Here is a 21062-nt window from a genome sequence, read left to right as displayed (position 1 = left end):
AAACTATAACCATGGTTAAACAGTGGAGCCTATTAGCGCTGGTCATTTCCAGCAGCCTGAGCCAGGTGGCTTTGGCAGAATCAGTAACGGATCAGGCAGACGCCAAGGGTTTTGTCGATGGCAGCACTCTCACCGGCGTCGCGCGCAACTACTACTTGAACCGTAATCGGGAAGAAGGCCGCGCCGACCAGCGTGACTGGACCCAAGGGGTCATGGCCAACTACATCTCCGGCTTCACCCAGGGCACCATCGGGTTTGGCGTCGACGCCTATGCCTACGGCGGGCTGAAACTCGACTCCCAGCGCAAATACGCGAACACCGGCAACCTGCCCCTGGATCGCAACGGCGACCCTCAGGACGCCTACGGCTCGCTGGGTGGTGCGTTGAAACTGCGGATCTCCAAAACGCAGCTCAAATACGGTGAAATGCAGCCCACCGCGCCGGTGTTTGCCGTCGGTGGTGTCGGGTTGCTCGACCAGACCGCCACAGGCTTTGACCTGACCAGCAACGAAATCGCCGGCCTGAACCTGGAAGCCGGTCACTTCACCGCTACCAACGGTGGCGATACCACCAACCATGAGCACGATATCTTTGCCACCTACGCCAACGTAGCGACCAAGAGTGCCAGTTTTGTCGGTGGCAAATACACCTTCACCCCGGACTTGAGCGCCACGGTGTATGCCGGCGAGTTGCAGGACGTCTGGCGCCAGTACTACACCAACCTCAATTACGTGATGCCCCTGAGCAATGGCCAATCCGTGACCCTGGACGGCAACCTGTACCGCACCCTCGACACCGGGAGTGCCAATGCAGGCACGATCAACACCACGGCGTACTCTCTGGCGGCGGCCTATTCGTTCCTGCAGGCCCACACGCTGACGCTGTCGTTCCAGAAGATCGATGGCAACGAGCCGTTCGACTATATCGGCGCGGGTGACAACGGTGCCGCCGCGACCGGCGACTCGATCCTGCTGGCCAACTCGGTGCAATGGTCTGACTTCAATGGCCCAGGCGAAGCCTCCTGGGCCCTGCGGTACGACTTGAACATGGCGCCCTACGGTGTGCCGGGGCTCAGCTTCATGAGCCGCTACATCAACGGCTCCGACATTGACGGCAGCCACACCCCCGCCAACAGTGCCTATCTCGGCGCCTACGGCGACGGCGCCAAGGAGCACGAAACCGACGTAGAAGTTAAGTACGTGGTCCAGAGCGGGCCGGCGAAGAACCTCGCGTTCCGTCTGCGCCAGGCCTACCACACCGGCAGTTCCGAGTCGGGCAGTGGCGGCGACGTCAACGATACGCGCCTGATCGTCAACTACCCGTTCAGCATCCTGTAAGCCCTTCATGGGACGCGCCAGCGACGCAGGTCGCTGGCGCGGTGATCGGCTATTTGGGTTGGCAGTTCTGCTGGAGGCGTTAAACTGCGCGGCCTCTCTCTGCAGAAAAACGAGACCTCCATGGCCAACCACGACCTCGCCTTCACCCCCGACCTCGACCCGGACTCCATCTCCTCCGACGTCATCGGCTTCAACGGCATCCTCGTCTCCACGCAAATCCCCACCCGCGCCGACGGCAGCCTGGAACTGGGCGACATCACCCTGCAAAGCGAATGCACCCTGCAAGCCCTCAAGGTGGCCCTGGAACGAGCCGGCAGCTCGATTGACCGGGTCATGCACCTGACCATTTATCTGACCGACATGGCCGATCGCGCCGCTTTCAACGAAGTCTACAAACGCTATTTCGCCAAGCCCTGGCCCGTGCGCGCAGCCGTTGGCGTGGCCGCCCTGGCGGTGGAAGGCATGCGGGTTGAAGTCACCGCGATGGCCGCCAAGGCCTGACCACAATGATCAACTGTGGGAGCTGTCGAGCCCCAGCGAGGCTGCGATGGGATCGCCTCGGTTTCACTGATACACCGCGGTGCCTGCATCGCGGGCAAGCCCGGCTCCCACAGTTGACTGCATTCCCATGCAGGAGCCCGCGCACGGCCTGGTAGATGTCGATAAGGCATTTCGCAGCTACAATGCCCGCCTCCGTGACAAGCCTGACTAAAAAAACTATGTCCTTGCCCAAGCATCACCTGGAATTGCTCAGCCCTGCGCGCGATGTTGCCATCGCTCGCGAGGCTATCCTGCATGGCGCCGACGCCGTGTACATCGGCGGCCCGAGTTTCGGCGCGCGCCATAACGCCTGCAACGACGTGAGCGATATCGCGCAGCTGGTGGAGTTCGCCCGGCGCTATCACGCGCGGGTGTTCACCACCATCAACACGATCCTGCACGACAACGAGCTGGAGCCGGCCCGCAAGCTGATCCACCAACTCTACGACGCCGGCGTCGACGCGCTGATCGTCCAGGACCTGGGGGTGATGGAGCTGGATATTCCGCCCATCGAGCTGCACGCCAGCACCCAGACCGACATCCGTACCCTGGGCCGGGCGAAGTTTCTCGACCAGGCGGGTTTCTCGCAGTTGGTATTGGCCCGCGAGCTGAACCTGCAAGAGATCCGTGCGATTGCCGATGAAACCGACGCGGCCATCGAGTTTTTCATCCACGGCGCCCTGTGCGTGGCCTTCTCCGGCCAGTGCAACATCTCCCACGCCCAGAATGGCCGCAGCGCCAACCGTGGCGATTGCTCCCAGGCGTGCCGCCTGCCCTACACCCTGAAGGATGACCAGGGCCGTGTGGTTGCGTTTGAAAAGCACCTGTTGTCGATGAAAGACAACAACCAGAGCGCCAACCTGCGCGCCCTGGTGGATGCCGGAGTGCGCTCGTTCAAGATCGAAGGCCGCTACAAGGACATGGGCTATGTGAAGAACATCACGGCCTATTACCGTCAGCGCCTCGACGAGATTCTCGAAGACCGCCCCGACCTGGCCCGCGCGTCCAGCGGCCGTACTGCGCATTTCTTCCTGCCGGACCCGGAAAAGACCTTCCACCGTGGCAGCACCGACTACTTCGTCACCGACCGCAAGGTCGATATCGGCGCCTTCGACACCCCGACCTTCACCGGCCTGCCGGTAGGTGTGGTGGAGAAAGCCGGCAAGCGCGACTTGCAGGTGGTCACCCATGAGCCGCTGTCCAACGGCGACGGCCTCAACGTGCTGATCAAGCGCGAAGTGGTGGGTTTCCGCGCCAACATTGCCGAGCCAAAAGGTGAGTTTGAAGAGGACGGCGAAAAGCGCTACCGCTACCGCGTCGAGCCCAACGAGATGCCGGCCGGCCTGCATCAGCTGCGCCCGAACCATCCGCTGAACCGTAACCTGGACCATAACTGGCAGCAGGCGTTGCTGAAGACTTCGGCCGAGCGTCGTATCGGCGTGTCGTGGGCTGCCCGTCTGCAAGAGGACCGCCTTGAACTGACCGTCACCAGCGAAGAAGGCATCAGCGCCAGCGTTGCCCTGCCCGGCCCGTTCGGCGTGGCCAACAAGCCGGAACAGGCCCTGGAAACCCTGCGTGACCTGCTGGGCCAACTGGGCACCACCCAGTACCACGCCACCGCAATCGAGCTGGACGCGCCGCAGGCGTTCTTCATCCCGAACTCGCAGCTCAAGGCCTTGCGCCGTGAAGTGATCGAGGCGCTGACCGAGGCGCGTATCCAGGCCCACCCACGGGGCGGCCGCAAGGCAGAAACCACGCCGCCGCCGGTGTACCCGGAATCGCACCTGTCGTTCCTGGCCAACGTCTACAACCAGAAGGCCCGCGATTTCTATCACCGTCACGGCGTGCAACTGATCGACGCGGCGTATGAAGCCCACGAAGAAACCGGCGAAGTGCCGGTGATGATCACCAAGCACTGCCTGCGCTTCTCGTTCAACCTGTGCCCGAAACAGGCCAAGGGTGTGACGGGCGTGAAGACCAAAGTCGCGCCGATGCAGTTGATCCACGGCGATGAAGTGCTGACGCTGAAGTTCGACTGCAAGCCGTGCGAGATGCATGTGATCGGCAAGATCAAGGGCCACATCCTCGGCCTGCCGCAACCGGGCAGCGTGGTGGGCTACATCAGCCCGGACGACCTGCTCAAGACCATTCCTCGCGCACCGCACTGATCCCTTCGCGCCTGCGTACCCGCAGGCACCACAGCGGAAACGGCAAGGTCACCAGCAGCAGCAACCACAACAGGGCGTAGACACTGTCTACGCCCTCGTTCTGCAGGTTGACGAACAGCTTGACCGGAATCCCCTGCGGGAAATACGCAAACACCATCACGATCCCGAACTCGCCAATCACCCGCACCCAGACAATCGCCAACGCGTTGGCCAGGGCTCGCCGGGTGACGGGCAAGGTCACCTGCAAAAACACCTCGAACGGTGTGCAACCCAGGCCCCGCGCGGCTTCTTCCAGGGAGCGCGGCACCGCCTCGAACGCTGTGCGTGCACACAGGATGTAATAGGCCAGCCCGCCGTAGAGTTGCGCCAGGATAAATGCCGGCAGGTTGTTGCTCAGGGAAATCCCCAACTTGCCCAACGCTTCGCCAAGAGTGGCGTATGGGCCGTAGGCGGTGACCAGCAAAATGCCCATGGCCAACGGCGGCGTCAGCAGTGAGATCAGCAATAACGCCTCGACGCCGCTGCGCCAGGACGATGCAGTGCGGGCCAACCACAAGGCCAGCGGCGTGCCCAGCAGCACAATCAACAGGGTCGAAACGCTGCTCAGCCCCAGGGACACGGCCACCGCCGACCAGTCGCCGTAGGCCAGTTGCAACTGGCCCCAGGACGTTGCACCGGCCAGGGCTACAAACGGAATGATCAGCAGCACCGCCGCCGGCACGCTCATCCATAGCGTGGGCGAGCCCTTCAGCACATCAAAGCGCTCCGCCTTTCGGCTGGCCGTAGCCATTGGCTTCAAACAACTTCAGGCCTTCAGGCGATTGCAGGTAGCTCACGAACGCCTGGGCCTGTTGCGGGTTGGGCGCGTTCTTCAGCACGGCTGCGTAGAACACCAATGGCTGCGGCTTGAGGGTTTGCATCTGGCCGTTCTTGTCCGGCAGTTGCAGGCTGACGGTGTCGTACCAGTCTTTGGTGAACGTCGGGTTGCTCAGGTTGATCTCGTCGGGCAGCGCGATATACGGCAGCTTGGCTGAAATCGTCGCGCTCTCGTAGCCGGACGCGGCGTCTATCTGGCCGGCTTGCAGGCGGGTCAACAGGCCGCCTTCGCCAAACACCTGCTGCGGGTTTTGCACGTCACCAAGAATCTGCCGGGCGAGGCCCGGCTGCCGGTAATACTTCTCGGCCAGTTGGACGGTAAAAATGATGTTCTGCCCTTGCGGGTCGGTGGCGGCGTCGGTGCGGCCAAAGCGCAGGCCGGGGCTTTGCAGCACCTTCCACCAGGCTGGCGAGTTGGCGTTCTTGCTGGCTTCCAGTGCCGGCGCAAACGCGCTCTTGGGGTTGTAGGCAATCACCATGCGGGTGCTGGCCACCGGCACCGCCTGCCCGACCAGCCCGGCTTTTTGCAGCACCTCAATCGGCCCCGGGGTGATGGAGACGAACACGTCGGCCACCACCTTCTTGGACGCCAGCAACCGCGCCATCCCATAGGCGCCCTCGCCCTGCCCCTGATACGTCAGGTGCTCGCGTTCGGCGAAGGCCGGCCCCAGGGCCTTGTCCATCACCACGCCCATGGAGCCGGCGTAAGTCACATGGATTGCGTTTTCGGCATGGGCCGACAACGCCACCGACAGCACCAGGCCACTGAGTAGCCATGCACGACTTTTCTTCAACATGAGCGGTTCCGCTGTAAAGGTAGATATACAGCGGAGAATAGTAACCAAGGTGCTATCAGTGCTTCATGAAACATGCCCTGGCAACGCCTTCGGGCGCCACCACCAACCCCGCTGCAGCCCCGCCGCCGCGAGCAGAATCGCCGCCACACCGATCCATTGCAGCCAGCCGAGGCGATGACCAAAGGCGATCCAATCGACAAAAATGGCCGCGATCGGGTAGATAAACGACAGCGCTCCGGTGACTGCCGTGGGCAACTTCTGGATCGCCCCATACAGCAACACGTACATCAAGCCGGTATGCACCACGCCCAGGGTCAGCAGTGCCGCCCACGAATCCATCGAGGCGGACAGGCTCTGCCACTGCATCAGCGGCGCCAGCAGCAAGGCGCCCGTGGTCACCTGGATCAACGCCATCAGGTGCGGCGGCACTTCTTTCAAACGCTTGATGATCAGCGCTGCAATCGCATACAGGAACGCTGCGCCCAGCGCTAACCCCACCCCAGCCAGGTAGTCGTCCCCGGTGTTTTGCTGATCGCCGTGGGCGGTGACAATCGCCAGCATCCCCACAAACGCCACGCTCAGCCAGGCGAGCTTCTGCACGGTAATTTTCTCGCCCAGGAACACCGCTGCCAGCATCACCAGCATGAAGGGCTGCACGTTATACACCGCCGTGCTGATGGAAATTGATGCCTTGGCATAGGACTCGAACAGCAGCAACCAATTGCCCACAATCGCCACGCCGCTGAGCATCGCCAGCCCCAATTTGGCGTAGCTCAGCAACTCCAGGCGCAGATAGCCCATCAGCCAGCACACCACCAGCAACGTGACCGCGCCGATCACGCAACGCCAGAACACCACCTCTACCACCGGCACGCCCGACACCAGCACAAACCAGCCGATGGTGCCGGATATCAGCATGGCGGCGACCATTTCCCATGACCCGCGACGTATGGATTTGTCCATGATCAAGCTCCTCAAGTGAGGCTCAATTATGGCAATCTCGCCAATAGCGACTCCAGATTCTAAATTAGGCGAACCGTAGCTTTCGCCTATTCTTATTAGGCAAACCCGAGCAATGGCTTTCGGAGCGACCATGATTGACAGTATTGACCAGCAACTGATCGCCGCGCTGATGGACGATTCGCGTCTGTCCCTCAAGGCCTTGGCGGGCATCACCGGCCTCTCCTCCCCCAGCGTCGGCGAGCGGCTGCGGCGTCTGGAAGAGCGCGGCGTCCTGAAGAATTACACCGTGGACATCGACCCCAAACATTTCGGCTACTTGCTGCAAGCCATTGTGCGTATTCGCCCGTTGCCCGGGAAATTGCAGGAAGTGGAACGGCAGATCCAGGCGATCCCCGAGTTCACCGAATGCGACAAGGTGACCGGCGATGATTGCTTCATCGCACGCCTGCATGTGCGCACCATGGATCAGTTGGACACGCTACTGGACCGGCTCAACGCGTATGCCGAAACCAACACCGCCATCGTCAAGAAAACCCCGGTAAAGCGCCGGTTGCCGCCGCTGGGCGACTCGTGACGCTGAGTCACTGATGCAATGACGGGATCGCTATTCTGTCCATCTGGCGCGCTGTTTATGCTTGATCCACCCATTGGAACAACAGGCGTAAACACCATGTATGTCATTACCGGAATCACAGGCAAAGTCGGCGGCGCCCTGGCGCGGTTTCTCCTCGATGATCATCAACCCGTGCGTGCGGTGATCCGCGATGCCGCCAAGGGTGCCGAATGGGCCGCGCTCGGTTGCGAGGTCGCCATCGCCAACATGGATGACGCCGCTGCACTGACCGAAGCGTTCAAGGGCGCCACCGGCGTGTTCATCCTGCCGCCGTCGGATTTCGACCCTGAACCGGGTTTTCCCGAGGCGCGCAAGGTGATTGCCGCCGTTGCCCAGGCCATCGAGGCGGCTGCGCCGCAAAAGGTGGTGTGCCTGTCGACCATTGGCGCCCAGGCCGAGCAGCTTAACTTGCTGACCCAGCGCACCCTGATGGAACAGGCCCTGAGTGAATTGAAGGTGCCGGTGACCTTCCTGCGCCCGGGCTGGTTTATGGAAAACGCCGCCTATGATGTGGTTGCCGCCCGCGAGCACGGGGTGATCAACAGCTTCCTGCAGCCGCTGGACAAAGCCGTGCCGATGATTGCCACCGCCGATGTCGGCCGTCTCGCCGCACAACTGTTGTTGCAACACTGGACCGGGCGCCGGGTGGTTGAACTTGAAGGCCAGTGGGTCAGCCCGAACGACATCGCCCGGACATTGACCGAAGTGCTTGATCGCGGCGTGACCGCGCGGGTGGTGCCTCGGGATACGTGGGAGCCGATGTTTCGTGAGCAAGGTGCGCAGAATCCACTGCCGCGGATGCGCATGATCGATGGGTTCAATGAAGGTTGGATCTGCTTTGAGCAGGCGCAGGTGGTCAAGGGAGAAACCACGTTGCTGAAAGTATTGCGCGAACTTGCTGCCACCGCCTAAATCCCGCCTGGCGGGCTTTCGTGGCGAGGGAGCTTGCTCCCGCTGGGCTGCGCAGCGGCCCCGGAATCTTTGGGAGCGCTGCGCACTCCAGCGGGAGCAAGCTCCCTCGCCACAGCGTCACCTCCCTGACCGTGCAACGCCTTGGCGGCGCCCAACACGCCTGCAGCACTGCTGCCAACGCCTAAATCTGGCCTGGAGGGCTTTTGTGGCGAGGGAGCTTGCTCCCGCTGGGCTGCGCAGCGGCCCCGGAATCTTTGGGAGCGCTGCGCACTCCAGCGGGAGCAAGCTCCCTGGCCACAGGGTCACCTCCCTAATCGTGCAACGCTTTGGCGGCGCCCAACAGTCCCTGGAACTTGCGATAACGCGCCTGCAGCACAGCAGCTTGAGCGCCATCCGGGAAAAACCGGGCCTTCACCGGCATCCCCGCCTGCAACAGCGCCGCGCCCTGCCCGCTCGCCACAAACCCTAACTTCGCCGCTCCAATACACGCGCCCAGCTCACTGCCGTGCAACGTGTAGATCTCCCGCCCAAGGATATTGGCCAGCAACTGCGCCCAATACTCACTGCGTGCGCCACCGCCCACCAGTGCACAAGCGCCCACCGCGGCTCCGGCTGACTGCACCGCATGCAACGCATCCAGCAGCCCGAACCCGACCCCCTCCATCACCGCATAACCCAGCATCGCCGGCGTGCAGTCATGCCCCAGGTTCATGAAGCCACCCCGCAACAACGGATCATTGTGAGGTGTGCGCTCACCCGCCAGGTACGGCAAGAACAGTGGATTGGAAACCGGCACGCCCTGGCCGATTGGCCACTCGGCCTGCACCTGATCCAGCAACGCCTGTTCATCAGCAGTACCCGTCAAACGGGTCACCCAGCGCAAGCAGCTGGCTCCGGCCAACATGGCGCCCATGGTGTACCAGCGATTGGGCAGTGCATGGCAAAAGCTATGCACGGCACTCTCCGGATTGCCCGCCGCATGATCGGTAATCGCAACAATGGCCGCACTTGTGCCGAGGGTGATAAACGCGTCACCGGCATTCACCGCGCCGATGCCCACCGCGGCCACCGGGTTGTCCCCGCCACCGCCGGCAATCACCAGGCCCTCGGCCAAGCCCAGGCGCAGCGCCGCAGCGGCATTTAAATAAGCACTGGCGGCCCCGCCTTCCACCAGCCTTGGCATCTGTGCCAATCGCAAACCCGTCGCCTGCAGCATCGGTTCAAACCACTCGCGGTTGGCCACATCCAGCCACAGCGTCCCGGCGCCATCGGACACGTCGCTGACGCGCTCGCCACTCAAGCGCAGACGCAGGTAATCCTTGGGCGACAGTACGCAATCAATGGCGCTGAATACCGCCGGTTCATGCGCTTGCAGCCACAGCAGCTTGGGCGCCGTGAGGCCGGCCATCGGCAAACTGCCGGTGACCTCGGCAAATTCGCTGCCCAACGCCTCGGCCTGGGCCATGGCGCGGGAGTCGTCCCAGAGAATCGCCGGGTACAACACCCGGTCGTCCTGCCCCAGCAATACCGCGCCGTGCATCTGCCCGGACAAACCGATGCAACTGACCCGGCCATAGGCATCCGGCTGATCCGCGCGCAATTGGTCCAGAGCCTTCAGGCACGCTTGCCACCAATCCTCAGGGGCTTGCTCGGACCAGCCCGTGTGCGGGCGCGAGACCGTCAGCCGCGCACCGGCATGGGCGAGGACGCGGCCTTGCTCGTCCATCAGGATCGCCTTGAGTTCCGAGGTGCCAAGATCAATGCCAAGGGAAACCGGGTTGTTCATATCAGGGGCAGCCGCATGAGTTACGAATCTTCAGGGTGGGCGCGAGCCGCACGCTGTGTTTTTTACGCTTGGGCGACGCCATGCGCTCAAGCAGCAGGTTGACCGCCTGCGCTCCCAACTCCTGGACCGGCTGCGCGATCAGGGTCAGGCGCGGCACGAAGAAGTCCGCCCATTCAAAATCATCGAAGCCCACCAGTGCCATTTGCCCGGGCACCTCGATGCGTGCATCGCGCAAGGCATGCATTGCGCCGAGGGTCATCAGGTTGTTGCCCGCCATGATCGCCGTGGGCGGTGTGTCCAAGGCCAATAGTTGCTGCGTGGCCTGTCGTGCCGGCTCGCTGCTGGAGCCGCCATTGACCAGCAATTGCGGGTCAAACGGTAATTGTGCCGCAAGCAATGCGGCTTGATAACCGGCCACACGCTCATCGGAAGTGCCCAGCCCTGCCCGCCCGGATATAAAGCCGATGCGCCGGTGGCCATGCTCGATCAGGTGCGCCACCAGCGCCTGGGTGGACTGGGTATTTTCCACCCCGACCTGATCAAAGCGGTCGCTCATCATCCGGTCCACCAACACCGCCGGCACTTCATTGGCCAGCAGGTATTCCAGGGCCAGTGAACCGGTGGACGGCGCCAGCAGAATGCCGTCCACCCGCCGGTGGTGCAGCGCCGTGACCACGCGCAATTCCTGCTCGGGATCGTCGTGGGTGTCGACAAACAACATCATGTAGCCGTGTTTGGCGCACTCGGTTTCCATCGCGTGCACCGTTTCACTGAAGTAGTGGTTGGACAGCGCCGAGATCGCCACGCCAATCGTGTTGGTGGTGGACCGGGCCAGGGAGCGCGCCAGCGTATTGGGGATGTAGCCCAACTGCCGGATCGCGCTCTGCACCGCTTGCACCGTGTCCGGGCTGACCTTGCGGGTGCCGTTCAAGACGTGGGAAACCGTCGACGTCGACACTCCTGCAATTCTTGCCACATCCTCCATGGTTGCCACGGTGCTCACTCCTGCGTTCTTTTAATGTTTGCTTGACCAACCGCTGTAGGAACCGACGTTGTCGCGGGTGATCAATTTTGGCGCCAGCAGGGTAACCGCTTCTGCGGGTTGTTTGTCATTGAGAATGTCATTGCCGACGTTGACGGCGGTCTGAGCCATGGCCCAAGGGTCCTGGCTGGCGGAGGCCTGGATCAGGGTGTCGGTCTTCAGGGCATTCTCGATGTCCGGCGCGCCGTCCACGGAGGTGATGATGATGCCGCTGCGCTTCAACTGCTTGGCCGCCAGGTCACTGCCGATGGCTTGCGGGTCGTTGATCGCAAACAGGCCGTCGATTTTCTGGAAGCGCGTGAGGTAGCCCTGCATCACGTTCAGGCCACCTTCGCGGGAGCCTTTGCCGTCCTGGTCATCAGACAGCACCTTGATATCCGGCGCGCCGGCCAGCGCGGCTTTACAGCCTTTGACGCGATCGGTCACGGCCGTCACTTGCGGGCCGTTCTGGATAATCACATTGCCCTTGCCCGAGAGCTTGTCGACGATGAACTGGCAGGCGAGCTTGCCGGCTTCGACGTTGTCGGTCTGCACCGTGGCGTTCACGCCCTTGGCGTCCACATCCACCGCCACTACCACGATCCCGGCGTCACGGGCTTTCTTGATCGCCGAGGCCATGGCCGACGGGTCGACAGCGTTGATCAGGATCAGGTCGACCTTGGACGAGATGAAGTTGTCGATCTGCGAGAACTGCTTGCTCAGGTCATAGTCGGCCGACACCGAGGTCACCTTGACCGCCGGGTTCAGCTCCTTGGCGCGGGCCGTGGCGCCGTCGGCCAGGGTCACGAAATACGGGTTGCCCAGGGAACCCATGCTGATGCCGATGGCTTTCAGTTCGCGGGCCTCTACGGCGTGGGACATCAACACGGCAACGCCCAGGGAGGCGACAACAGGAAACATGCGTTTGAAGTTCATGATGACTCTCTTGTGATTGTTGTTTGAGTGAAATCAGGTCCGTGCGCCGGACTGGCGATAACGATCCAGCGCGACTGCGCCGATGATCACGATGCCCTTGATGATGTACTGCCAGATATCCGAGACGCCCAGCAGCACCAGGCCGTTGGTCAATACCGCGATGATCAGCGCACCGATCAGCGTGCCGCCGATGGTGCCGACGCCGCCGGTAAAACTGGTGCCGCCGAGAATCACCGCCGCGATCGCATCCAGCTCATAGGATTGCCCGAGTTGCAGGCCATTGGCGGCAAACAGGCGTGACGCGCTCATCACCGCACCCAGCCCCGCCAGGGCACCGGACATGGCATAGACGAACAGCAAAACTTTCCACACCTTGATCCCCGACAAGCGCGCCGCTTCCGGGTTACCGCCCACGGAGTAGATCTGCACCCCCATCACCGTGCGCCGCAGGATGAACCACGACAGCGCGATAACGGCCACCGCGATGATCACCAGCCATGGCACGCCCAGCACTGAATCGTTGCCGATAAAGGCGAACGGCAGGTCGGGGTTGAATACGGTTTTGTCGTCAGCCAACAGGCGCGCCAAACCGCGCATGGCAGTCAGCGCACCCAGGGTGACGATAAACGGCGGCAGGCGCATAAAGGCGATCAGCCCGCCGTTGACCAGGCCCAGCAACAGGCCGAAGCCGACCCCGGCGGCAATCCCGAACATGCCGAATTGCGGCGACATCGACGCTTGCAGCGCCACCACCGCCGAGGCCGCGAGAATCGCGCCTACCGACAGGTCGATGCCCGCCGTGAGGATCACAAAGGTCATGCCCGCCGCCAGCACCACGTTGACCGAAGCCTGCTGGGTGATGATCGACAGGTTCTGCACCGTCATGAAGTTTTCGCTGGCCAGGGCAAAGCCCACCAACAGCAGCACCAGCACCGGCAACATGCCCACTGTGCGCATCAGTTCGCGAATACGCTCAGCCTTGCCGATCGTTGCCACAGTCATGGTGTTGCTCCCGCTTGTTGTTGAATTAGCCATGGGCGGCCACCTGTTCGCTGCCGGTGGCGAGGTCGATAATCGCCTCCTGGGAAATGTCCAGCCCCGATGCCCCGCCGACTTCGGCCACCAGTTGCCCTTCGCGCATGATCAGCACGCGGTCGCAGGTGCCGATGATTTCCGGCAACTCGCTGGAGATCACCACGATGCCCACGCCGGCCTTGGCCAGTTGGTTGATGATGCGGTAGATCTCGGATTTGGAGCCGATGTCCACGCCACGGGTCGGTTCGTCGAGGATCAGTACGTGGGGCTTGACCTCCAGCAACCGCGCCAGCAGCACCTTCTGCTGGTTGCCGCCGGACAACGCGCCGACATTGACCTTGCCCGACGCCACGCGGATCGACAGTGACTTGATCGCGTCCCGCGCCCGTTGTGCAGCGTGGCCCCGGTCGAGCACGCCGCCGGCATGGGCATCCGGCACACAGGCGCAGACGTTGATGTTGTCGGCCACGCTCATGTCGAGAAACAGGCCCTGGGCCTTGCGGTCTTCAGTGAGGTACACCACGCCGGCACGGATCGCGTCCGCCGGGTTGCGCAGTTGGGTCACGGTCTTGCCGACCACCTCCAGGGTGCCGGAAGTACGCGGGTCGGCGGCAAAGATCAGCCGCGCCAACTCGGTACGACCAGCGCCCACCAGCCCGGCGATGCCCAGCACTTCACCGGCGTGCAGGTCGAAGCTGCAGTTGCGCACGCGCTTGCCATCGGCCATGTCACGCACGCGCATCACCACTTTGCCTGGGTCGTAGGCGGCGTGTTCCTTCTTGTAGAAACCCGACAGGTCGCGGCCCACCATCATCTTCACCAGCACCTCGGCCGACAGCACCTCCCGCGCCAGTTCGCCGACGTACTCGCCGTCCCGCAGCACGGAGACCCGGTCCGACAACTCGTAGATTTCGGCCATGCGGTGGCTGATGTAGATGATCGCCAAGCCCTGGCTGCGCAGCTGTTTGATCAGCGCGAACAGGCGGTCGGTCTCCCGGGAGGACAGCGGCGTGGTGGGCTCATCCATCACCAGGATTTTCGCGTGGGCATGCAGGGCCCGGGCGATTTCCACCAGTTGGCGCTCGGCGATGGACAGGCTGGCGACGCGGGTGGTGGGCAGGAACTCCGCACCGAGCCGCGCCAGCACCTCGGCCACCCCGGCTTCCATGCCCTTGCGGTCGATGGTCCAGCCACGGCGCAGTTCACGGCCCAGGTAGATGTTCTCGGCCACTGTGAGGTTCGGGCACAGGCTGAGTTCCTGGTAGATCACGGCAATGCCGAGGGCTTTGGCGGAGGCTGGGTTGTAGCTGGCGACGGGCTGGCCATCGATGCGGATGGTGCCGCCGTCATCGGCCTGGTAGGCCCCGGAGAGGATCTTCATCAACGTCGATTTGCCGGCGCCGTTCTCACCCATCAAGGCGTGGATTTCACCGGCATAGACTTTCAGGCTGACGTTCTTGAGCACCCGCAGGCCGTTGAAGGTCTTGCTGATGCCCTGCATTTCAAGCAAGGGTTCAAGGCTCATGACTGAGCTCCTGGTTTTATTATTGTTGTGTTCAAGCGTGTGCCGACGACAGCCATCGGCAGACCTGATTGCAGCCGACTCTAATCAGATACATTTGTTAACGCAAGCGCTTGCGTAGGCGTTTTGTCGATTGATTAAACGTTTCACCTGATGAAGAAAGCTTCATTTGGTGATTGGCTGATCATTGCGCCTCCTCCATCCGTGCGAATGTAAAAACCATGCGGCCAGCCATCAAAACGCCACTTTCTCTGCTATTGTCCAAAGACCTCATCTCCTCCTCATCGCACCCGTGCGATCTTCTGTGAGCATGCTCTGCGGCGCTGCCTGTGGCAGCGTCGGGCCTGAAGTCCACGGAACGCCCCGCGATGGAAAAACCTGCTCCCGATAACTCGCCCGAACCCCAATCCCGGGCCGAAAAAATCGTCGAATTCAAACGCCAGAAAACCCTGCTCAAGACCGGTGCCCTGCAAGACGCGATCTTCAACAGCGCCTATTTCTCCAGCATCGCCACCGACGAAAAAGGCGTGATCCAGATTTTTAACGTCGGCGCCGAACGCATGCTTGGCTATGCCGCTGCCGACGTGCTGAACCGCGTCACCCCGGCCGACATTTCCGACCCCGCCGAACTGATCACCCGCGCCGCCGCCCTCAGCCTGGAACTCGACACGCCGATCACCCCCGGCTTTGAAGCCCTGGTGTTCAAGGCGTCCCGGGGCATCGAAGACATTTACGAGCTGACCTATATCCGCAAGGACAACAGTCGCCTGTCGGCCATGGTCTCGGTGACGGCCCTTCGCAATAAGAACGACGCGATCATCGGCTACCTGCTGATCGGCACCGACAACACTGCGCGCAAGCAGGAAGAGGCGGAACGCAAAGGCTTCGAGCGCGCCCTGGAAGAAAAGAACCTGGAGCTGGAACACGCCAGCCACATGAAGTCCGAGTTCCTCGCCACCATGTCCCACGAGCTGCGCACGCCGCTGAATGCGGTGATCGGTTTTTCCGAGGCGCTCAAGGACGGCCTGGTGGGCGACATGAGCGATATCCAGCGCGAATACATCGGCGACATCTTCACCAGCGGCCAGCACTTGCTGTCGCTGATCAACGACATCCTCGACCTGTCCAAGGTCGAGGCCGGAATGATGGACCTGGAGCTGGAAGCCGTGGAATTGGCGGGTTTGTTGGCCAACAGCCTGCTGATCGTGCGGGAAAAGGCCGCCCTGCAACGCATCCAGTTGAAGCTCGAAAGCCCGGATGACTTCGGCACCCTGGAACTGGACCTGCGCAAGACCAAGCAAATCATCTACAACCTGCTGGCCAATGCGGTGAAGTTCAGCGAGCACGGCGGCTCCGTGACCTTGTCGGTGCGCGAGGTCGATCGTGCACAAGTGGGGCAGATACCCGGTGACTGGCCCACCCACGGCTTTGCCATGCAGCCCAGCGAGCATCAGCAGTTTTTGGAGCTGAGTGTCAGCGACACCGGCATCGGTATTGCCCGCGACGACATGAGCAAGCTGTTCAAGGCTTTCAGCCAGATCGACAGCAGCCTCGCGCGCAAATTCGAAGGCACGGGCCTGGGCCTGGCGATGGTCAAGCAACTGACCGACTTGCACGGTGGCAGCGTCGCCGTGGCCAGCCGTGAGGGCGAAGGCGCGCGTTTTGTGGTGTGGCTGCCGCTGCACCGCGCAGCGGATACGGAGGCCTCGTGGCCGAAATCCTGATCGTCGAAGACAACGAGGCCAATATGCGCCTCGCCCGCCTGCTGCTGGTGAACGCCGGCCACACGGTATTGTGGGCCGCCGACGCCGAGACCGGGCTGACCCTGGCCCGGGAAAAACAACCGGCGCTGATCCTGATGGACATCCAGCTGCCCGGCATGGATGGCCTGGCAGCCACCTCGTTGCTTAAGCAAGACCCGCACACCGCGCACATCCCGGTAATCGCCCTGACTGCCATGGCGATGAAGGAAGACCGCGACAAAACCCTGCGGGCTGGCTGCGACGCGTACATCATCAAGCCCCTGCGCTACAAAGAGCTGTACCAGGTGATTGATACGCTGCTGCAAAAGAACACTACTCCTCCGACTTGAGTCCTCTCCATGGCCAGCCAACCCGCAACGCTGTTGATCGTTGACGATGAAATCCAGGTACGCAAACTGCTGGAAACCCTGCTGCGTCACGAGGGTTACCAGACAGTCAGTGCCGCGAGTGGCGAAGAAGCCTTGCGGCTGGTGGCGCAGCGGCCGCCGGACTTGATCCTGCTGGACATCATGATGCCGGGCATGGACGGGTATGAAGTGGCCAACCAGCTCAAGGGCAGCCCGGCCACGGCGAACATCCCGATCATCATGCTCTCGGCCCTGAGTGAACCCAGTGCACGGCTGACCGGCCTGGAAACCGGCGCCGAAGAATTCATCAGCAAGCCGGTGGAACGGGTCGAACTGTGGCTGCGGGTGCGCAACCTGCTGCGGCTCAAGGCCCACGGCGACCAGTTGAAAAACCATAGCCTGATGCTTGAGCAGCAACTGCAGCAACGCAGCACGGAAACGGCGCAGATGAACGTTCATGATTTGGCCCGCCTGGACCTGGAACAGGCCTTGCGCCTGGCGGTTGAACGCAACGAGTTCACCCTGCATTACCAACCCAAGGTCGAGTTGGCCAGCGGCCAGGTGTGTGCCCTTGAAGCGCTGTTGCGCTGGGTACGACCGGGTTACGGTGCGGTCTCGCCGGCCGTGTTTGTGCCGATCCTGGAAAGCCTGGGGCTGATCGTGACGGTTGGGCGCTGGGTGATCGATCACGTTTGCCAGCAGATTGCGGTGTGGCAGCGTGGCACCGTGGGGGCGGTCGAGGTGTCGGTGAACGTGTCGGGGCATCAGTTGATCGAGGGCGACCTGATTGCCGATATCGGTCGTTTCCTGGTGGAACACGGGGTTGAGCCCCACTGGCTGGAGGTCGAACTCACCGAAGGCTCGCTGATGGAAAACACCCAGCACACCATCACCAGCCTGCAGCGGTTGCGGGCGATGGGGGTGAAGATTTCCATCGACGATTTCGGCACCGGTTATTCAAGCCTGGCTTACTTGCGGCGGTTTCCCATCGACACGCTGAAGATCGACATTGCGTTTATCCGCGAAGTCACCAGCAACCCCCAGGATGCCGCGATCACCCGCACCATTATCGAACTGGCCCACAGTCTGAACCTGCGGGTAGTGGCCGAAGGCGTGGAAACCCAGGCGCAACTGGAGTTCCTGCGGCACGCCGGCTGCGATCAGATCCAGGGGTATCTGTTCAGCCGCCCGTTGCCGATGCAGGAGCTGGAGCGGCTGTTGCTGGAGAAACGCAGCCTGGTCAGGCCGCCGCCTCACTGACCTCGAACAGGCCCACCAGCTTCTGCAACTTGCTGGCATTGACCCGCACGGTTTCCGCGCTGGTTTGCAAGACCCCCACGGTCAGGCGCATCTGCTCTGAAGAATGGCTGACCTGCTTGATGGTCTTGCCATAGTCCAGGCTGCGGGCGTTGAGCTGCTGGATGATGCTGAACATGCTCTCCACCGCCTGGTGCAGGTGCACGTTTTCCGAAGACGCGTCCTCGGCCAGGCGCAGGCTGCTGTCCACATTGGTGACGCCGTTTTCCATGAAACCGACGGCCTTGCGGGTCTCACCCTGCAGGCCTTCGACCATCTGGCGAATGTCTTCGGCTGCCTTGGAGGTACGTGACGCCAGGGTGCGAACTTCGTCGGCCACCACCGCAAAGCCGCGGCCATGCTCACCGGCCCTCGCCGCTTCGATCGCCGCGTTTAAGGCCAGCAGGTTGGTCTGGTTGGTGATGTCACTGATCAACCCGGTGATGTTGCTGATCTGCGACATACGGCTGTCGAGTAACTGCACGCTTTCGGCGGAGCGCTGCACCACATCGCGAATCGACTGGGTACCGACCTGTACCGCGAGAAATTGCTCGCGGGCCCGGCTGACCACTTCGTCCATGGCCTGCTTCATCTGCTCGGCGCTCACCGAGGCTTGCTGGATTTCCCCCAGTTGCTCTTCGACGATGATCATCATGCGGTGGGTGGCGTCGGCCACTTCATGGGACATCAACCCGGCAGCCTCGCTGCGGCCCAGCATCAACTGGTTGGTGTTGCCAACGCTGTGACTGGCCTTGACCACCTGGCCCACCACCGAGTCCAGCCGGTCGATAAAGCTGTTGATCCAGCGGCTCATGTCGCCGGTCTCGTCGTTGACCATGCGCCCGCTGTCCAGGCGCTGGCGCAGGTTGCCTTCGCCTTCGGCGATGGTGCGGATCACTTCGGTCATTTCATTCAGGCGTGCGGCCAGGCGCTTGGGCCCCAGGCGGCTGAACAGCATGGCCGCCACGACCATGCTCAATACTTCGCACGCATCGGTCCAGGCGGCGGGCAAGCCGCTGTAGTGGCGGACGAGGAAATTGCAGGCAAACAGACCGGCCATGGTCGCCAGATAGGGTTTCATCAGGCCGTGGCTCAGGGAACGCCGACGGTAAACCTCTTCCAGGTCGGCCTCGCACATCATGCCCCAGCGGTCCGGCGAGCCCGGCAGTTCAAAGGTCACGCCCTTGCCCACCACCGGGATGTGGCGGTAGTCGGAGTAGCCGGGATAGGTGACAAACAGGTTCGAGCCCTTGCGGATGGTCTCGCGCACACCGGGGTGCAGTTGTTGGGTGGCCGGGTCGATAAAGCGCAGTTCCAGTTCGGTGTGGCGCTGGATCTGCACGGTTTTCCACGGTGTGTGCACGCCGCTCTTGAGGTTTTCGCCGTGGGTAAAGGCGCCGTCCTCGAAGCGTGATCGGGACAGCGCGATACCGGGTTGAAGCGCCGGGTCGAAGCGCGATTGCACCATGAACAGGTAGTTGTCGCCGGACTCGGGAAAAATATGCCCGGCCTCGCGCTGGATCAAATCCCCGAGGATGTCGTTGGGCACTCGCCCGCACAGGCAACCGAGCACCCTGCCGTCACGGGTCAACGGTTGGTAGAACATCAGGGTCACTTCGTCATGGAAGCGCGAGGACGAAGGGCCTATCTGCAGGGTCAGCGGGTCGCTGTAGGGACCGTGGAGAAACGGCGCCTTGAGACCGGCGGCCAGGGCTTGATGATTCAGGGCGCGGTGACCGGCCTGGTTCCAGGTGGTGGCCAGCACCTCGCCCTTGAGGTCGACGATAAACAGTTCGGAAAAGTCGCCAGCCTGTTGCAGTTTGTCCAGCAGCAGGCTGTTGTCGGTGAGCACGGTGTCGCGGGTGAGCACGCTGGCCAGTTCGCTGAGGTGTTCCCACTGTTCGCGGGTCCAGGTTTGCAGGAGTTTGACCCGGGTTTCTGCGATGGCTTCGAAAGTTTGCTCCATCACCGGGTACACGCTGCGGTTGAGGCGGCAGGACCAGCCCATGGCGAACTTGCCGGTCTTGCCCCACCAGGGCAGCCAGCTTTTTTCGGCGGAAGATAACTGCATCGTGCTGCTCGACAGGCTGCTCATGGCGGACTCCGGGAGTGATGTCTAATTGCCATAACTCAAGGCAATTAACACGCCAATTAGCTAGCTTGCTATTGATTAGGCTGCCGGGGCCGCTGCGCAGCCCAACGGGAGCAAGCTCCCTCGCCACAAAAAGCTGCGTGCAATCAATGGGATGCACCAGTGTGTGGCAGTGAAATCTCTTCGCGCAGGAATTCGATCAGGCCTTGGTGCGTCGGGCCCAGGCGTTCGTTGCCGCTGATCAGTAATTCAACTGAGCTGAAGAGGGTAATTTAATTTCCAACTGACGGGTACGGTTCCTATGCTTCAGTCATCACTGACTTCCCTGAACAGGTGCCCCATGTCCCTTGAACACTCCCCTCGCCCGCTCTGGCTGACCTTTGACTGCTACGGTACGTTGATCCAGTGGGATGAGGGCTTGCGTGCGGCAATCGATCAGATCCTCACCGCCAAGGGCGCGCACAGGGTCGATACCGAGACGTTGATCAGCGTGTATGACCGCCATGAACATGCGCTGGAGCAAACTCCGCCGCATCGCAGCTTTCGGACGTTGGCGGGGCTTGGGTTGCAGCAGGCGCTGCAGGAGTTGGGTTTGCCGGCCGATGAGCACGACGCTGCGATCCTGACGGACCGCATCAGTGCGATGCCGCCGTTCCCGGAAGTGGTCCAGACGCTCCAGCAACTGAAGGCCATGGGCTACAGGCTGTGTATTGTCTCCAACACCGATGACGATGTGATTGCCGGCAATGTTGTCCAACTGGGCGGGACCATTGACCGGGTGATCACGGCCCAGCAGGCCGGGGCGTACAAGCCGGATCGGCGGTTGTTTGACTATGCCTATGAGCAGTTGGGGGTGAGTCTTGAGCAGGTGGTGCATATTTGCGCCAGCCCGCACCTGGACCACGCGGCGGCGCGGGATATTGGGTTTCGGTGTGTCTGGATTGATCGGGGAACGGGTCGCACATTGCTGCCTGACTACCGGCCGGATGCGATTTTGCCGACACTGGATGGCGTGCTCGGACTGTTTAAGTCGTTGGGGTGGTGAGGTGGTTTTGGGT

Annotated in this window: 18 protein-coding genes; 9 read left to right on the top strand and 9 right to left on the bottom strand. The window is 62.1% G+C overall.

From position 1 onward, the window contains the following. The first annotated feature begins 11 nt into the window (after positions 1-11). The 3 genes from V3W39_RS29305 to V3W39_RS29295 all read left to right on the top strand — a co-directional run bounded on the left by V3W39_RS29305 (position 12) and on the right by V3W39_RS29295 (position 4045). Positions 12-1337: an OprD family porin gene (locus tag V3W39_RS29305; protein ID WP_177130502.1), complete on the top strand. Its 1326-nt coding sequence runs from the start codon at positions 12-14 to the stop codon at positions 1335-1337. Between the two features lie 120 nt (positions 1338-1457). Continuing rightward, on the top strand, positions 1458-1838 hold the full coding sequence (locus tag V3W39_RS29300; protein WP_010170818.1) for a RidA family protein: 381 nt from the start codon (positions 1458-1460) through the stop codon (positions 1836-1838). Positions 1839-2056: 218 nt separating this feature from the next. Continuing rightward, positions 2057-4045: a peptidase U32 family protein gene (locus V3W39_RS29295; RefSeq protein WP_177114036.1), complete on the top strand. Its 1989-nt coding sequence runs from the start codon at positions 2057-2059 to the stop codon at positions 4043-4045. On the opposite strand, the gene V3W39_RS29290 is transcribed toward V3W39_RS29295, so the two are convergent. The 3 genes from V3W39_RS29290 to V3W39_RS29280 form a co-directional block, all read right to left on the bottom strand. Beyond that, a complete protein-coding gene (locus tag V3W39_RS29290) occupies positions 4017-4799 on the bottom strand; it encodes a molybdate ABC transporter permease subunit (protein WP_259195711.1) in 783 nt (260 codons plus the stop codon). The genes V3W39_RS29295 and V3W39_RS29290 overlap by 29 nt on opposite strands. Before the next feature lies 1 nt (position 4800). Next, positions 4801-5718 carry an extracellular solute-binding protein gene (locus V3W39_RS29285; protein ID WP_259195712.1) on the bottom strand — a complete coding sequence of 306 codons (918 nt, stop codon included), beginning with the start codon at positions 5716-5718 and terminating at the stop codon, positions 4801-4803. 63 nt (positions 5719-5781) lie between these two features. Beyond that, a complete protein-coding gene (locus tag V3W39_RS29280) occupies positions 5782-6681 on the bottom strand; it encodes a DMT family transporter (RefSeq protein WP_330213864.1) in 900 nt (299 codons plus the stop codon). Between the two features lie 130 nt (positions 6682-6811). On the opposite strand from V3W39_RS29280, the gene V3W39_RS29275 reads away from it, so the two are divergent. Then, on the top strand, positions 6812-7255 hold the full coding sequence (locus V3W39_RS29275) for an Lrp/AsnC family transcriptional regulator (protein WP_008433323.1): 444 nt from the start codon (positions 6812-6814) through the stop codon (positions 7253-7255). A 96-nt stretch (positions 7256-7351) separates the two neighbouring features. Next, positions 7352-8206, top strand: coding sequence for an NmrA family NAD(P)-binding protein (locus tag V3W39_RS29270; protein WP_177121465.1), 855 nt, complete (start codon positions 7352-7354; stop codon positions 8204-8206). Positions 8207-8516: 310 nt separating this feature from the next. On the opposite strand, the gene xylB is transcribed toward V3W39_RS29270, so the two are convergent. Genes xylB through V3W39_RS29245 form a run of 5 tightly spaced genes read right to left on the bottom strand, consistent with a single transcriptional unit; the run spans position 8517 to position 14509 of the window. Next, entirely contained in the window at positions 8517-9992 is a 1476-nt protein-coding gene (gene xylB, locus V3W39_RS29265; protein ID WP_330213863.1) for a xylulokinase, read from the bottom strand. Between the two features lies 1 nt (position 9993). Continuing rightward, complete coding sequence (locus V3W39_RS29260) at positions 9994-10986, bottom strand: LacI family DNA-binding transcriptional regulator (protein ID WP_177077831.1); 993 nt, start codon at positions 10984-10986, stop codon at positions 9994-9996. 21 nt (positions 10987-11007) lie between these two features. After that, positions 11008-11949 (bottom strand): ABC transporter substrate-binding protein, encoded by a 942-nt coding sequence (locus V3W39_RS29255; protein WP_330213862.1) that lies wholly within the window; start codon positions 11947-11949, stop codon positions 11008-11010. A gap of 33 nt (positions 11950-11982) precedes the next feature. Next, positions 11983-12951 (bottom strand): ABC transporter permease subunit, encoded by a 969-nt coding sequence (locus V3W39_RS29250; protein WP_003209708.1) that lies wholly within the window; start codon positions 12949-12951, stop codon positions 11983-11985. A 25-nt stretch (positions 12952-12976) separates the two neighbouring features. Further along, positions 12977-14509 carry a sugar ABC transporter ATP-binding protein gene (locus tag V3W39_RS29245; protein ID WP_177077688.1) on the bottom strand — a complete coding sequence of 511 codons (1533 nt, stop codon included), beginning with the start codon at positions 14507-14509 and terminating at the stop codon, positions 12977-12979. A 365-nt stretch (positions 14510-14874) separates the two neighbouring features. Here V3W39_RS29245 and V3W39_RS29240 point away from each other — a divergent pair, with 365 nt between their 5' ends. From V3W39_RS29240 to V3W39_RS29230, 3 genes are read left to right on the top strand one after another with little or no spacing between them, the layout of a single operon-like run. Next, positions 14875-16230 carry a sensor histidine kinase gene (locus V3W39_RS29240; RefSeq protein ID WP_330213861.1) on the top strand — a complete coding sequence of 452 codons (1356 nt, stop codon included), beginning with the start codon at positions 14875-14877 and terminating at the stop codon, positions 16228-16230. After that, entirely contained in the window at positions 16215-16598 is a 384-nt protein-coding gene (locus V3W39_RS29235; RefSeq protein WP_177077684.1) for a response regulator, read from the top strand. Before V3W39_RS29240 ends, V3W39_RS29235 begins: the two co-directional genes overlap by 16 nt. Before the next feature lie 9 nt (positions 16599-16607). Beyond that, positions 16608-17876 (top strand): EAL domain-containing response regulator, encoded by a 1269-nt coding sequence (locus V3W39_RS29230; protein ID WP_330213860.1) that lies wholly within the window; start codon positions 16608-16610, stop codon positions 17874-17876. Here the strand turns inward: V3W39_RS29230 and V3W39_RS33885 are convergent. Further along, positions 17857-18492, bottom strand: coding sequence for a methyl-accepting chemotaxis protein (locus V3W39_RS33885; RefSeq protein WP_371317280.1), 636 nt, complete (start codon positions 18490-18492; stop codon positions 17857-17859). The two genes, V3W39_RS29230 and V3W39_RS33885, sit on opposite strands and share 20 nt — an antisense overlap. A 1852-nt stretch (positions 18493-20344) precedes the next feature. Between V3W39_RS33885 and V3W39_RS29220 the strand changes: the two genes are divergently transcribed. After that, on the top strand, positions 20345-21049 hold the full coding sequence (locus V3W39_RS29220; protein WP_330213859.1) for a haloacid dehalogenase type II: 705 nt from the start codon (positions 20345-20347) through the stop codon (positions 21047-21049). Positions 21050-21062: the final 13 nt, after the last annotated feature.

It is taken from the genome of Pseudomonas sp. Z18(2022) (assembly GCF_036346535.1).
GTDB classification, from domain to species: domain Bacteria; phylum Pseudomonadota; class Gammaproteobacteria; order Pseudomonadales; family Pseudomonadaceae; genus Aquipseudomonas; species Aquipseudomonas yamanorum_A.
Note: the sequence above shows the minus strand (reverse complement) of the source record. Positions and strands in the feature narration are given on the sequence as shown.